Origin of the sequence: Paraburkholderia sp. BR10954, assembly GCF_040965775.1 — a bacterium.
GTDB classification, from domain to species: domain Bacteria; phylum Pseudomonadota; class Gammaproteobacteria; order Burkholderiales; family Burkholderiaceae; genus Paraburkholderia; species Paraburkholderia youngii.
On sequence record NZ_JBFRCK010000007.1, the window covers coordinates 146566 to 160491 of the forward strand.

General features: G+C 62.4%; 14 protein-coding genes. All 14 read right to left on the bottom strand.

Translation table 11 applies throughout. The features are described from left to right. Positions 1-179: 179 nt before the first annotated feature. A complete protein-coding gene (lepB, locus tag AB4Y34_RS13350) occupies positions 180-1073 on the bottom strand; it encodes a signal peptidase I (protein WP_013090047.1) in 894 nt (297 codons plus the stop codon). An 18-nt stretch (positions 1074-1091) separates the two neighbouring features. Continuing rightward, positions 1092-2885 carry a translation elongation factor 4 gene (gene lepA, locus AB4Y34_RS13355; protein ID WP_368716280.1) on the bottom strand — a complete coding sequence of 598 codons (1794 nt, stop codon included), beginning with the start codon at positions 2883-2885 and terminating at the stop codon, positions 1092-1094. Between the two features lie 228 nt (positions 2886-3113). Continuing rightward, positions 3114-3386 (bottom strand): glutaredoxin family protein, encoded by a 273-nt coding sequence (locus AB4Y34_RS13360; RefSeq protein WP_368716281.1) that lies wholly within the window; start codon positions 3384-3386, stop codon positions 3114-3116. Further along, positions 3383-4903: a DegQ family serine endoprotease gene (locus AB4Y34_RS13365; RefSeq protein ID WP_176380350.1), complete on the bottom strand. Its 1521-nt coding sequence runs from the start codon at positions 4901-4903 to the stop codon at positions 3383-3385. Before AB4Y34_RS13365 ends, AB4Y34_RS13360 begins: the two co-directional genes overlap by 4 nt. Positions 4904-4940: 37 nt before the next feature. Continuing rightward, the gene (locus AB4Y34_RS13370; protein WP_176380349.1) at positions 4941-5981 is read right to left on the bottom strand and encodes a MucB/RseB C-terminal domain-containing protein; all 1041 of its coding nucleotides are present in this window, start codon (positions 5979-5981) and stop codon (positions 4941-4943) included. A 4-nt stretch (positions 5982-5985) separates the two neighbouring features. After that, entirely contained in the window at positions 5986-6600 is a 615-nt protein-coding gene (locus AB4Y34_RS13375) for a sigma-E factor negative regulatory protein (protein WP_176380348.1), read from the bottom strand. Positions 6601-6693: 93 nt separating this feature from the next. Beyond that, entirely contained in the window at positions 6694-7293 is a 600-nt protein-coding gene (gene rpoE / locus AB4Y34_RS13380) for an RNA polymerase sigma factor RpoE (RefSeq protein WP_006051939.1), read from the bottom strand. 101 nt (positions 7294-7394) lie between these two features. Continuing rightward, positions 7395-7856 carry a hypothetical protein gene (locus AB4Y34_RS13385; RefSeq protein ID WP_368716282.1) on the bottom strand — a complete coding sequence of 154 codons (462 nt, stop codon included), beginning with the start codon at positions 7854-7856 and terminating at the stop codon, positions 7395-7397. A 63-nt stretch (positions 7857-7919) separates the two neighbouring features. Then, positions 7920-9158, bottom strand: a complete 1239-nt coding sequence (gene fabF / locus AB4Y34_RS13390) for a beta-ketoacyl-ACP synthase II (protein ID WP_176105457.1) — start codon at positions 9156-9158, stop codon at positions 7920-7922. Positions 9159-9413: 255 nt separating this feature from the next. Next, on the bottom strand, positions 9414-9653 hold the full coding sequence (gene acpP / locus AB4Y34_RS13395) for an acyl carrier protein (RefSeq protein WP_004197638.1): 240 nt from the start codon (positions 9651-9653) through the stop codon (positions 9414-9416). 151 nt (positions 9654-9804) lie between these two features. Next, a complete protein-coding gene (gene fabG / locus AB4Y34_RS13400) occupies positions 9805-10554 on the bottom strand; it encodes a 3-oxoacyl-ACP reductase FabG (protein WP_176105456.1) in 750 nt (249 codons plus the stop codon). 112 nt (positions 10555-10666) lie between these two features. Further along, positions 10667-11602 (bottom strand): ACP S-malonyltransferase, encoded by a 936-nt coding sequence (fabD, locus tag AB4Y34_RS13405; RefSeq protein WP_176380347.1) that lies wholly within the window; start codon positions 11600-11602, stop codon positions 10667-10669. Between the two features lie 118 nt (positions 11603-11720). Further along, entirely contained in the window at positions 11721-12710 is a 990-nt protein-coding gene (locus tag AB4Y34_RS13410) for a beta-ketoacyl-ACP synthase III (protein ID WP_176124174.1), read from the bottom strand. Beyond that, positions 12710-13816: a phosphate acyltransferase PlsX gene (gene plsX, locus AB4Y34_RS13415; protein ID WP_176380346.1), complete on the bottom strand. Its 1107-nt coding sequence runs from the start codon at positions 13814-13816 to the stop codon at positions 12710-12712. Before plsX ends, AB4Y34_RS13410 begins: the two co-directional genes overlap by 1 nt. Between the last annotated feature and the right edge of the window lie 110 nt (positions 13817-13926).

Consider the following 13926-nt stretch of genomic DNA (forward strand, 5'->3'; position numbering starts at 1 on the left):
CGCGGGCGCCTGACCCGGCGGAAAGGCGGGGCGCCAGAGGAAAAAGCGTGGTGAAGCGACGTTACCGCGAGTTCTTAAAGTAGCATGACAACACGCCGCGACCGAGATAACCGGTGCCGGTTATTCGCGCGGCGCGTGATCGCTCATGAAGTGATCACGAAGCGATCAATGCACACGACTCACTGGAAGGAGCCGATGCGTCGCAGATCGCTGAAGTTCATCCAGATGAAAAATGCGCGGCCGACGATATTGCGTTCAGGCGCAAAACCCCAGTACCGGCTATCCGCGCTGTTGTCTCGGTTATCGCCCATCATGAAGAAGTTGCCCGGCGGCACTTTGCAGATCACGCCACGTGCGTTGTATTGGCAGTTGTCGCGATAGGGGAAGTCTTCCGCACCAACGATGAACGGCGGCACCGCCGGATTATTCAGAATCGCGTTCTTGCGGCCGTCGATATCTTCCTGGAACTGCTTCGCATAGCCGAGCCGCTCTTCGTCGAGATAATCGGGCAGCGGCGTTTCTGGCACCGGCTTGCCGTTGACGGTCAACTTCTTGTCCTGATACTCGACCACATCGCCCGGCAGGCCAATCACACGCTTGATGTAGTCGACCGATTCGTCTTTCGGATAACGGAACACCACCACGTCGCCGCGCTGGACCGGACGGCCCTGCGTGATCCTCGTGTTGGTGATCGGCAAACGAAGACCGTATTCGAATTTATTGACGAGGATGAAGTCGCCCACCAGCAGTGTCGGCACCATGGAGCCGGATGGGATCTTGAACGGCTCGACCACGAACGAGCGCACGACGAACACCACCAGAATCACCGGAAAAAAGCTCGCCGTATATTCAAGCCACCACGGCTGACGCAGCTTGTCGTCCCGCAAACGCGCGCGGGTTTGCGCGGCGTTTTCATCGGCGAAACGCTCGCCGATGCGCGCCTGCTGACGATCGAATTCGGCGACTGCTGCTTCTGCCTCGCGGCGCCGTTTCGGCAGGAAAACCAGTTTGTCCGCGACCCATGCGACACCCGTCAAAACGACGAGCACAAAAAGAATCAGCGCGAAATTCATAGGGTTCCGTTATTCAACTTATTTGTCTTCGACACGCAGAATAGCGAGGAAAGCCTCTTGCGGGATTTCAACCGAGCCCACCTGCTTCATTCGCTTCTTGCCTGCCTTCTGCTTTTCAAGCAGCTTCTTCTTACGCGTGATATCACCGCCGTAGCATTTTGCCAGCACGTTCTTACGCAACGCTTTAATGTTTTCGCGCGCGATAATGTTCGAACCGATCGTGGCTTGAACCGCTACGTCGTACATCTGACGCGGAATCAGTTCGCGCATTTTCGCTGCCACTTCGCGGCCGCGATACTGGCTTTGCGAGCGATGCACGATCACCGACAGCGCATCGACCTTGTCGCCGTTGATCAGCATGTCGACCTTCACGACGTCCGACGCGCGGTATTCCTTGAACTCGTAATCCATCGACGCGTAACCGCGCGAAATCGACTTCAGACGATCGAAGAAATCGAGCACGACTTCGCCCATCGGGATTTCGTACGTCAGCTGGACCTGACGACCGTGATACTGCATGTTGATCTGGTTGCCGCGCTTCTGCGTACACAATGTGATCACCGCGCCGACGTAGTCTTGCGGCATGTAGAGGTTGACGGTGACGATCGGCTCGCGCACTTCCTCGATCTTCGATGGCTCCGGCATCTTGGCCGGATTCTCGACCATCAGGGTCGTGCCGTCGCGCTGCAGAACTTCGTAGACCACGGTCGGCGCCGTCGTGATCAGGTCCATGTCGAACTCACGCTCGAGACGTTCCTGCACGATTTCCATGTGCAACAGACCGAGGAAGCCGCAGCGGAACCCGAAACCGAGCGCTTGCGACACTTCCGGCTCGTACTGCAGCGACGCGTCGTTCAGCTTCAGCTTTTCGAGCGAGTCGCGCAGCGCGTCGTACTGGTTCGCTTCGACCGGATAGAGACCCGCGAACACCTGCGGCTTCACCTCCTTGAAGCCCGGCAGCGGCTCGGCCGCCGGCTGGTTCGCCAGCGTAACCGTGTCGCCGACCTTCGCCGCCGCGAGTTCCTTGATGCCGGCGATGATGAAGCCCACCTGCCCCGCCGACAGCGATTCGAGATTCTTCGACTTCGGCGTGAACACGCCGATATGTTCCACCGGATACTGCGCGCCGGTTGCCATCAGGCGGATCTTGTCCTTCGGACGCAGCGTGCCGTTGACGATGCGCACAAGCATCACGACACCGACGTAGTTGTCGAACCACGAGTCGATGATGAGCGCCTGCAGCGGCGCTTCCGGATCGCCCTTCGGCGGCGGTACTTTCGCGATCAGCGCTTCGAGCACGTCTTCGACGCCGAGGCCGGTCTTCGCGCTGCAATGTGTGGCGTCGGTCGCATCGATGCCGATCACGTCCTCGATCTCGGCGATCGCGTTTTCGGGGTTCGCCGCCGGCAGATCGATCTTGTTCAACACCGGCACCACTTCGACGCCGAGTTCGATGGCCGTGTAGCAGTTGGCGACGGTTTGCGCCTCCACGCCCTGGCTCGCGTCGACGACGAGCAGCGCACCTTCGCACGCGGACAGCGAGCGGCTGACTTCGTACGAGAAGTCGACGTGCCCGGGGGTGTCGATCATGTTCAGGTTGTAGACTCGGCCGTCGCGCGCGCGATAGGACAACGCGGCGGTTTGCGCCTTGATGGTAATGCCGCGCTCGCGCTCGAGATCCATCGAGTCGAGCACCTGAGCTTCCATCTCGCGGTCGGACAGACCACCACAAATCTGGATGATGCGATCGGCGAGCGTCGACTTGCCATGGTCGATGTGCGCAATGATCGAGAAGTTACGAATATGATCCATTCAGTGCCGATCAAGCGAAAAGGCGCGCCCGGACAATAGCGGAGCACGCCTTGTAAGTAGGTGAAAAACCTATCTATTTTAGCCGAAAAGCCCCTCGGCCGGCGCATCTTGCATAGCGCGGGCCTCAAGATGGCGTAGAGGACGCGAGAAATTTACCGTGCGCATCGCAGCGAGTCGCGACAAACACGCGCATGGATCGCGCGAATCGCCATGCCGCGCGGATGTATATCAGGACGCCGCCGCCACACGCGACGCATGCGCCGCCAATGCTGCGCGCACTCGCGCTTCGTCGAGATGGTAGTGGCACAACTCGACGCCATCGCATACCAGCACCGGCACCCGCTCGTTGTAACGCGCTTCGAGCAACGGATCGCTGTCGACGTCGATCACCGCCAGTTGCGCACCGAACTCGGCCAGCAACGGCTCGAGCGCGGCGCGCATGTCCTCGCACAGATGGCACCACGCGCGCCCATATAGCGTGAGCGATGCCGTCTTCGTCATTTCTGCGCGCTGCGCGGACGGACCGGCACAAACTGCGTGTTGTCGCCGCGACGCACCAGCAATGCGACCATCTTCTGCGAATCGAGGTGTGAGGTCAGTTCGTCGAACTGTTTCGCGCTCGTTACATCCGTGTCGCCAACCCGCAAGATGATGTCGCCCTTTTGGAGCCCGACACGGGCTGCCGGACCGTCGACCGCGTCGATCTGCACGCCGTTCTGAATCTTCAGCGCTTTCTGCTGATCGGCGGGAATGTCGCTGACCGCGATGCCAAGCGCGTTGGTCGCGCGCTGCTTCGGCGCCTGCGGCTTCTTCTGATCCGCTTTGGCGACCTTGTCCGCCTGCATTTCTGCGATCGTGATCGGCAGTTCGCGCGTCTGACCCTTGCGCCAGATCGAGATCGACGTCTTCGTGCCCGGCTTCGTATCGCCGACCATGCGCGGCAGGTCCGTCGCGGTCTCGACCGGATGACCGTTGAACTTCAGGATGATGTCGCCCGGCTGCACGCCGGCCTTGTCGGCCGGGCCGCCCGGCTCGACGCTGCTGACGAGCGCGCCCTGCGCCTTCGGCAAGCCGAGCGAATCGGCGACGTCTTTCGTCACTTCACCGATCGCCACCGCGATGCGGCCGCGCACCACCTTGCCCGAACTCTTCAGCTGATCGGCCACCCGCATCGCTTCGTCGATCGGAATCGCGAACGAAATGCCCATGAAACCGCCGGTGCGGCTGTAAATCTGCGAATTGATGCCGATCACTTCGCCTTGCATGTTGATTAGCGGACCGCCCGAGTTGCCCGGATTGACGGCTACGTCGGTCTGGATGAACGGCAGGTAGTCGCCGGTGTCGCGTCCCTTCGCGCTGACGATACCGGCCGTCACCGTGTTTTCGAGACCGAACGGCGACCCGATCGCGACGACCCATTCGCCGACGCGCACCTTGTTTGAATCGCCGATCGTGATGGTCGGCAGGTTCGACGCGTTGATCTTCACGACCGCGACGTCGGTGCGGTCGTCAACCCCGATCAGCTTCGCCTTGAATTCGCGCTTGTCGGTCAGCGTCACGTAGATCGTGTCCGCGTCGTCGACGACGTGCGCGTTGGTCATCACGTAGCCGTCCGCCGACAGGATGAAGCCCGAGCCCACCCCGCTGTTCTGTTCGGGGTCGGTGTTGTCCTGTGAATCCGGGCTGCCGCCGCTGCCGCCCCCCCCTCCACCGCCACCGCCGTTATCACCACCGCGCGGTGATTGCGGTGACTGCGGCAACGGAATCCCGAAGAAGCGCCGGAAGAACTCCGACATATCGCCGTCGTCCATACCCGGCGGCAGGCCGCCGCGGGAACTACCGTTCGACACGCGCGTTGTCGTGCGAATGTTGACGACCGCCGGGCCGACCTTGTCGACGAGGTCAGTGAAGTCGGGCAGATTGGCAGCGGGAGCCGCTGATGCCATATGCGGCACAAGCGGCAAACACGCCGCCACCACTACGGCCGCGAGGAATTTGCGCACCGAGAAAGTCGTCATATCGTAGCAAGCCGAGGGATTTCAGGATTCGGAAGGGTTACTTCGGAGCTTTGTATTCTATGGCAGACGCGAATTGCTGCAATGTGGTTTGGGGCACCTCACCGAGCAGGGTAATCCAGAAGTCACCCTGACGCTTGACCAAGACGTGCGTCGCGCCGCTATCGCCCGTGCCCTCTTTGCGCGTGTTGTTCTCGACCGGCTCGACGAAAACCGAAATCGCCGCGAGGCCGTCGGAAAACACGGCCTGGTCGACCGGGATCGGCGGCTGCCCCGCCTCGCGCGAGGCCATCGGACGGCGCAACTGACGGATGATATGGAAACCCCGCACCGACGGATTGATTAGCCAACCCTGCGCGGCCATGTCGACCGGCTCGACTGGCGGACGCACGACCGTCCAGCCCGTGAGATTGCGGATGCCGTTGACGATGCCCGCCTTGTCGACCGGCACGCCGATGCGGACCTGCGAAAACGACAGTTGCTCGAGCACCTGGCCGCTCGGGTCGAGCGTCTGCGCGCGCAGCAGCAGACCGGTCGTTTTGTCGGCCCACAGCTTGTACGCGAACCGGTACGCGTCTTTCGGATCGAGTTCCATCACGAGACTGTCGACGCCCGCGACGCGGTCATCGCCCAGCATCTTCGGCTCGTAGACGGACAGTACCTGCTCGCCGTTCACGGACAGCAGCGCGGGGAATGAATCCTTGTTCTGCCGCTTTTCGAAGACCACGATACGCCGTTCCGGCAGGAACGTGTACATGTCGTCGTTGTGGCGCAGCATTTTGCGCGGCTTGCCGTCGAGGCTTTCGAGCTGCTCGAACTCGCCGTCCGTATGCGTGGAGTAATGCGCGATGCGCGACGTCTGCACGAAATTGCCGCGCTGATAGACGAAGGCGCCCTCGTAGTTCTGCTGCTGGGCGGCCTGATGGATACGGTCGAGCAGTTCCGCGGCCGTGCGACGGGCGACGACCGGATCGTCTTGAGCGAAGACCCGCGGTGTAGCGGACAACAACACGGCTGCACAGAACAGAAATGCTGGCAACCGCCCCCAGATAGTCGTTTTATTGAACCGCGGAGTCTGCATCAAACTATTGGCCCTGCGTGGAGACTGAGGCAGCACGAATCACCGGCATCGAGCCTGCCATCGCCGGTTGCTGCGCGAATTGCTGATGAGCTTCGAGGTATTGATCGAGGCTCGCGTCGCGAATGATGTTGGAGTCTTGCGCGGGCACCGAGGCCATGGCGACACGCTGCACCGGGTCGGCGTGCGATTGGAGCGAAGCAAGCTGGGCACCCGGGCCACCCGGCACGCCCTGCAGCTGCGGCATGACGATCCAGGTCAAGGTAGCGGCCGCGGCAGCGACGGCAAAAGCCGGCACGACTCGCCGGCGCAGCCCGAGCAGGCGGCGCGTGACCGACGCGGACGCGGCGGCTGGCGCCAGCACATGCGGCTCGCTTTCGAGGCGCGCGGCAAAACCGCTGAGAAAGGCGCTGCTCCGTGCGGGGCTGACTGCCAGATCGTCGGAACGTAGCGCGTCGCCGATCAGGTGGTAACTCGACCAGGCGACGCGATCATCGCCGTCCAGTTCCGCAAGAAACTTGTCCAGATTCAGATGCTCTTCGCCAAACAATTCACCGTCGACGAAAGCGGACAGACGCTCGCCGCGCGAGCCCGCTTGCGATTGCATCGAGACCGACCCCATGATGCTCCCCATCTTCCAAATACCCCGTAGTGACACCACTAATCCAGATATTGCGCCGCTGCCCCGCCAAGCCCGCTGGACGTTCAAAAACCTCTACCAGCGCTTGCCTTCGGGTGTGTCAAGCAACGGTCGCAATTTTGCCGCAATGGCTTCGCGAGCGCGGAAAATTCGTGATCTGACTGTGCCAATCGGGCAACCCATCATCTCAGCGATTTCCTCGTAGCTCAAACCCTCAATTTCTCGAAGGGTAATGGCGGTGCGCAATTCTTCCGGTAAAACCGCCATCGCAGCATTGACCGTCTCGGCGATCTGCTTGCTCATCAACATCGACTCAGGCGTGTTGATATCCCTTAGTTGGTCAGCGTCGGAGAAAGTTTCAGCTTCTTCAGCATCCGCTTCGGTCGAGGTCGGCGCGCGCCGGCCTTGGGTGGCAAGGTAGTTCTTCGCGGTATTTACCGCAATCCGGTACAACCACGTATAAAACGCCGACTCGCCGCGAAACTGCGGCAATGCGCGATACGCCTTGATAAATGCGTCCTGTGCGACGTCTTCGACTTCGGCGGGGTCCCGCACGAGACGCGAGATCAGCCGGAGAATCTTGCGGTGGTATTTGGAGACCAGAAGCTCGAACGCGGCCTTGTCGCCCTTCTGGACGCGTTCGACCAGCACCTGATCAATTTCTTTTTCGCTCACCTGATAAATCCGTTAACTATAGGGCGCATGGCGGGGGACCATTGTAGCGTCCCCCTCGTGAGGGCACGTTACTACGGTAACAGCGGTTACAGTCGTTACAGTCAGGCGCCGGCCGCACGCCGGCCCAGCACGGAAAGTTCGCGGAAAACATTGGGCGGCAGCGCGTCGGCGGCGAGCAGCAGCGAGCGCGTACAGCCCAGCGACGCACGCATGAGGCCACGCCTTCGACCACTCTCGGGCGCGAGCGCGAGCACCAACAAACGGCTGCTCCACTGCGCGCAACCGAGGACGCGACCTCGCGCGAGCAATTCACCTGCGCGGTTCCAGGCGGAAATCTCGCCCATCGCGACATGCAGCGCGGCGGGCTGCGCCGCGTCATGCCTAGCCGCGCACAGTGCAAGGACCGCTGCGACGGCGAGCGTCAACGCAGCGGCCTGCCACGCGCCAAAGCGCGGCGCGAGGCAGGTATAAACGGCTAACGTCGCAATCAGCACGAACGCCCCCGCCGCGGCACGCATTGCGAGAGAGCGACGCAACGCAATCCGCTGCGTCGTCCTGCTCATCGTTGCCGGTCCGGGGGAAAGCGCCGGCGAAGCCGGCGTCGCGAACTGATGCGTCACCCGTGATCAGGCGCGCTTGAACACCAGCGTGCCGTTCGTACCGCCGAACCCAAACGAGTTCTTCAGCGCGACGTCGATCTTCATGTCCCGCGCGGTGTTTGCGCAGTAATCGAGATCGCAGGCCGGGTCCTGGTTGAAAATGTTGATGGTCGGAGGCGAGACCTGGTGATGCACGGCGAGCACCGTGAACACCGACTCCAGACCGCCGGCGCCGCCCAGCAGGTGACCCGTCATCGACTTGGTCGAATTGACGACCATGTCCTTCGAGTGGTCGCCGAACGCCCGCTTGATGCCGGTCGTTTCCGCCAGATCGCCGAGCGGCGTGGACGTGCCGTGCGCGTTCAGGTAGTTCACCTGATCGCCGTTGATGCCCGCGTTCTTCAGCGCTGCGAGCATGCAGCGGCGTGCGCCGTCGCCGTCTTCGAGCGGCGCGGTCATGTGGTACGCATCGCCGCTCATGCCGTAGCCGCCGATTTCCGCGTAGATTTTCGCGCCACGCGCCTTCGCGTGCTCGTATTCTTCCAGCACCATCACGCCCGCGCCTTCGCCGAGCACGAAGCCGTCGCGGTCCTTGTCCCACGGACGGCTGGCGGTTGCCGGATCGTCATTGCGTTGCGACAGCGCGCGCGCCGCCGCAAAGCCGCCGATACCGAGCGGGGACACGGTCGATTCCGCGCCGCCGGCAATCATCACGTCGGCGTCGCCGTATTCGATCAGGCGCGAAGCCTCGCCGATGCAGTGCAGACCGGTCGTGCACGCGGTGACGATCGACAGATTCGGACCCTTGATGCCGAACTTGATCGACAGGTGGCCGGAGATCATGTTGATGATCGAAGCCGGCACGAAGAACGGCGAAATGCGGCGCGGGCCGCGATTGAGCAATTCGGTTTGGGTGATTTCGATCATCGGCAGACCGCCGATGCCCGAACCGACCACCACGCCAATGCGCTCCGAATTCTCGTCGGTGACTTCGAGCCCGCTGTCCTGCATCGCCTGGATGCCCGCGGCCACGCCGTAGTGGATGAACGTATCCATGTGGCGCGCTTCCTTACCGGGGATGTAGTCCTCGATATTGAAGCCCTTCACCTCGCCGGCGAAACGAGTCGAGAAGTTCGACGCATCGAACTTCGTGATATTGGCAATCCCAGACTTGCCGGCGACCAGATTGGCCCAGCCATCGGCAACATTATTGCCAACAGGCGAAATCAGCCCCAGGCCTGTAACAACAACACGACGGCGGCTCACGGTAACCCCTTTTTCATAGATGACAAAAGCAAAAGCCACAGCGGCCACAGGAATCGCCCTGTGTGCCCTGTGGCTGTTTAAGTCGGCAATCGCGCGGAAAGTTGCGCTGTCAACATCGCTGGCTCCTGCGTGGCGAGCGGCGTGGCGTATGGCGTGTCAATGGACACACCCCATAGCGCCGACCCTGCTGGCGCCGGCAAGCGGCACGGCAGGGCGTCATGCGCGACCCGTGCAGAAACGCAGGCGCGAATGACCTTAGGCCTTGACGTTCGCGCGAGCGTAGTCGATCGCTTGCTGAACGGTGGTGATCTTCTCGGCTTCTTCATCCGGAATTTCCATGCCGAATTCGTCTTCGAGGGCCATCACGAGCTCAACGGTGTCGAGCGAGTCGGCGCCCAGATCGTTCACGAACGACGCTTCGTTCTTGATTTCCGCTTCCGCAACGCCCAGTTGTTCCGCGACGATCTTCTTGACGCGCTGTTCGATATTGTCCATTACCCCTCCAAGGGAAAAGAAGTTCAAAAATACAGGTGCGCGCATTTTATCAGGTTTGACCCGGCAAAAAAGCGGCGCTTCGGGTTCCTGTCAACGCATGCGCCTCGTGCTTCTGCGAACGCATCAAGGCGCGGATAGTAACCGAATTTGGTTATTGCATGTACATGCCGCCGTTCACGTGCAGCGTCGTGCCGGTGATGTAGCCCGCTTGCGGCGACGCGAGGAAAGCGACCGCGTGCGCGATGTCTTCCGGGCTGCCGAGACGGCCGAGCGGAATCTGCGTTTTCAGCACGGTCTGCTGCTCTTCGGGCAGCGCCTTGGTCATGTCGGTATCGATGAAGCCAGGTGCCACGCAGTTGACCGTGATGCCACGGCTGCCGATCTCGCGTGCGAGCGCGCGCGTCATGCCCGCGACGCCCGCCTTCGCGGCCGCGTAGTTGATCTGGCCAGGGTTGCCGGCCGAGCCGACCACCGACGTGATATTGATGATCCGGCCGCCCTTCGCTTTCATCATCGGGCGCAGCACCGCACGCGACAGACGGAACACCGACTTCAGGTTGGTGTCGACCACCGCGTCCCAGTCGTCGTCCTTCATGCGCATCGCCAGTTGATCCTGCGTGATGCCGGCGTTGTTCACCAGCACGTTCAGCGCGCCGAATTCCTTGACCGTGCCGTCGATCAGCGCTTCGGCCGCGGCCGCGTCGTTGACGTCGAGCACCGCGCCGCGGCCGCTCACCCCGGCCGCCTTGAACGCCTCGGTGATCGCCGTCGCGCCGCTTTCGCTGGTCGCGGTGCCGATGACCGTCGCGCCCTGACGCGCGAGTTCCATCGCGATCGCACGGCCGATGCCGCGCGATGCGCCCGTTACGATTGCGATCTGCTTGTCGAGAGTCTTTTCCATCTGTCAGTCCGGATGCCCTTCAAATAGGGCTCATTGATTCCTGTTGATTCGTCTGTCGAGGGATGCCGCGCCAGCGCTGCACGGCTCTGCCGATACCCGCTCGCGAAAGCGCTCAGCCTGCCGTCACGAGCTTCAGCGTTTCTTCGAGCGATGCTGGATCGAACACCGATGCGCCGCCGAGATTGCCGTCGATGCGCTTGGTCAAACCCGCAAGGACCTTGCCCGGGCCGCATTCGATCACGTGCGTGACGCCCTGCGCGGCCATTGCCTGCACGCATTCGACCCAACGCACCGCACCAGCCGCCTGGCGCACCAGCGCGTCCTTGATTTTGGCCGGCTCGTTGACCACGGCGACGTCGACGTTGTTGATGACGGGAATCGACGGCACCTGCACGTCGATGCTCGCGAGGTATTCGCGCAATTGATCCGACGCCGGCTTGAGCAGCGACGAGTGGAACGGCGCCGACACCGGCAGCGGCAGCGCGCGCTTCGCACCTTTCGCCTTCGCGAATTCGCAGGCTTTCTCGACCGCGGCCTTGTGGCCCGCGATCACGACTTGCGCCGGCGCATTGAAATTGACCGCTTCGACGACGCCCGCGACCGACGCTTCCGCGCAGACCGCGCGCACCGTGTCGTCGTCGAGGCCGAGAATCGCGGCCATGCCGCCTTCGCCCACCGGCACCGCGGTTTGCATCGCCTGCGCGCGAAAACGCACGAGCGGCACCGCGTCGCGGAAAGCTAGCGCGCCGGCCGCGACGAGCGCCGTGTATTCGCCGAGGCTATGGCCGGCGACGATCACCGGCGCCGGGCCGCCCGCCTGCTGCCACGCGCGATAGGTAGCGTAGGCCGCGGTCAGCATGACCGGCTGGGTGTTGGTGGTGAGATTGAGATCTTCGGCGGGGCCTTCGGCGATCAGCTTGCCGAGGTCCTGGTTGAGTGCGTCGGAGGCTTCCTGAACCGTCTCACGCACGACTGCTTGACCGGCGAATGCATTGAGCATGCCGACCGCCTGCGAGCCCTGCCCAGGAAAAACGAACGCGAATTTCATATCGTCCCCAAAATCTGTTTAATCGGATGTGAATGCCGGCCGCGGCTGCCCGATGGCGCGCGGTATTACTCCGGCCGCGCAGGCGCCGCCAGCCACGCCCTGCGATGCGTCGTCGCGCTCAGTAGCGAATGACCGAAGCGCCCCACGTGAAGCCGCCGCCGACGCCCTCGATCAGCACGTTCTGGCCGCGCTTGATGCGGCCGTCGCGCACCGCGACGTCGAGTGCAAGCGGAATGGACGCCGCCGACGTATTGCCGTGCTCGCCCACCGTGACGACCATGCGCTCCTGCGGCAGGCCGAGCTTGCGGCAGGTGCTTTGCATGATGCGGATATTGGCCTGATGCGGAATCAGCCAGTCGATCTGCTCGGGCTTCAGATCGGCTTTTTCCAATGCTTCGATTGCGACCTTCTCCAGCACGTTGACGGCAAGCTTGAACACCGCCTGACCGTCCATGTGCAGGAACGCGCTGCCAGCGACCACGCCGCCGTTCACGTTGCCCGGCGTGCACAGAATGTTCGAATGGCTGCCGTCCGCGTGCAGCGCGCTCGAGAGCACGCCCGGTTCGTCGGAGGCCTGCAGGATCACCGCGCCGGCGCCGTCGCCGAACAGCACGCAGGTGGTGCGGTCGTTGAAATCGAGGATGCGCGAGAAGGTTTCCGCGCCGACCACGAGGGCCGTGCGATGCTGACCGGTGCGAATCAGACTGTCCACTGTCGCGACCGCGTAAGCGAAGCCTGAGCAGACCGCCTGCACGTCGAACGCGGCGCCCTGATTCTTGATGCCGAGCTTGTTCTGCAGCAGGCAGGCGGTGCTCGGGAACACAAAGTCCGGCGTGGAAGTGGCGACGACGATCAGATCGATGGACTGGGGATCGATGTCCGCCGCTTCGATCGCGCGCTGCGAGGCGATCAACGCGAGGTCGCTGGTCGTGACGTCGGGATCGGCGAAGTGGCGGGCATGGATGCCCGTGCGCGCGACGATCCATTCGTCGCTCGTTTCGACACCTTGCTTGGCGAGACGCTCAGCCAGATCCTGATTGGTGACGCGGTTGGACGGCAGGTAGCTGCCGGTGCCCAGCACGCGGGAGTAGATTGTGGATTGAGCCATTATGCCTTCGAGGATTGCGCAGCGTAGGGCTCGGCCGGCTGGCCTGCGATCGGGCTTGCGTGACCCGCACCGCTTGCGTCGCGCGCCGCCTGTTCGAGAGAACCTGCGTTCTCTTCCATCGCTCGCGCAAGGCGCTCCAGCACGCCGTTTTTGACGGCATCATACCCGCGTTTGATAGCCCACTCAAACGCGTAGGCATCGGCGGAACCGTGGCTTTTGATCACGAGACCGCGCAAGCCGAGCAGCGCGGCGCCATTGTATTGCCGATGGTCGACGCGTTTCTTGAAGCGCATCAATACCGGCAGCGCGAGCACCGCCATCACCTTGGTCAGCCACGAACGGCCAAACTCTTCCTTGATGATGTTGGACAGCATCTGCGCGAGACCTTCCGACGTCTTCAGCGCGACATTGCCGACAAAGCCATCGCAGACGATTACGTCGACGGTGCCCTTGTAGATGTCGTCGCCTTCGACATTGCCATGAAAGTTCAGTGTACTCGCACGCAGCAGTTCGCCGGCGCGCTTGATGATGTCGTTGCCCTTGATGACTTCTTCGCCGATGTTGAGCAGGCCGATGGTGGGCCGCTCTTTGCCTTCGAGTGCGGACACCAGCGCGTGCCCCATCTCGGCGAACTGCAGCAGGTGCTGCGGCTCGCAGTCGACGTTGGCGCCCAGGTCGAGCATCATCGTATAGCCGGTGGGATTGGGCAGGGCGAACGCGATGGCCGGGCGTTCGATACCCGACAGCGTTTTCAGCACATAACGCGAGACCGCCATCAGTGCGCCGGTGTTACCGGCGGAAATGCAGGCTTGCGCCTCGCCTTCCTTGACGCGGCTCAGCGCCACGCGCATCGACGAATCTTTTTTCTTGCGCAGCGCGACCTCGACCGGATCGTCCATCGCGACGACCTCGGTAGCAGGCACGACGGTCAGCGCCGGCAGATCCTGAGCCTTGAGCTTCTTCAGCTGCGCACGAATCGCACTTTCAATGCCGACGAGCAGCAACTGCGCATCGGGATGCGAACGAACGAAGTTGACGGCAGCGGGAACGGTCACGGACGGGCCGTGGTCGCCTCCCATGCAATCTATCGTGAGCTTTACTGTCATGGAGTGCGACGAATTTCAGACACAAAAAAGCGGCAGTTGAATGCCGCCTTTTTGCCGAACCGGGAAAATGTCAAGCGAGCCGATCGCTACGCGAAACGCCACAGGGCGCA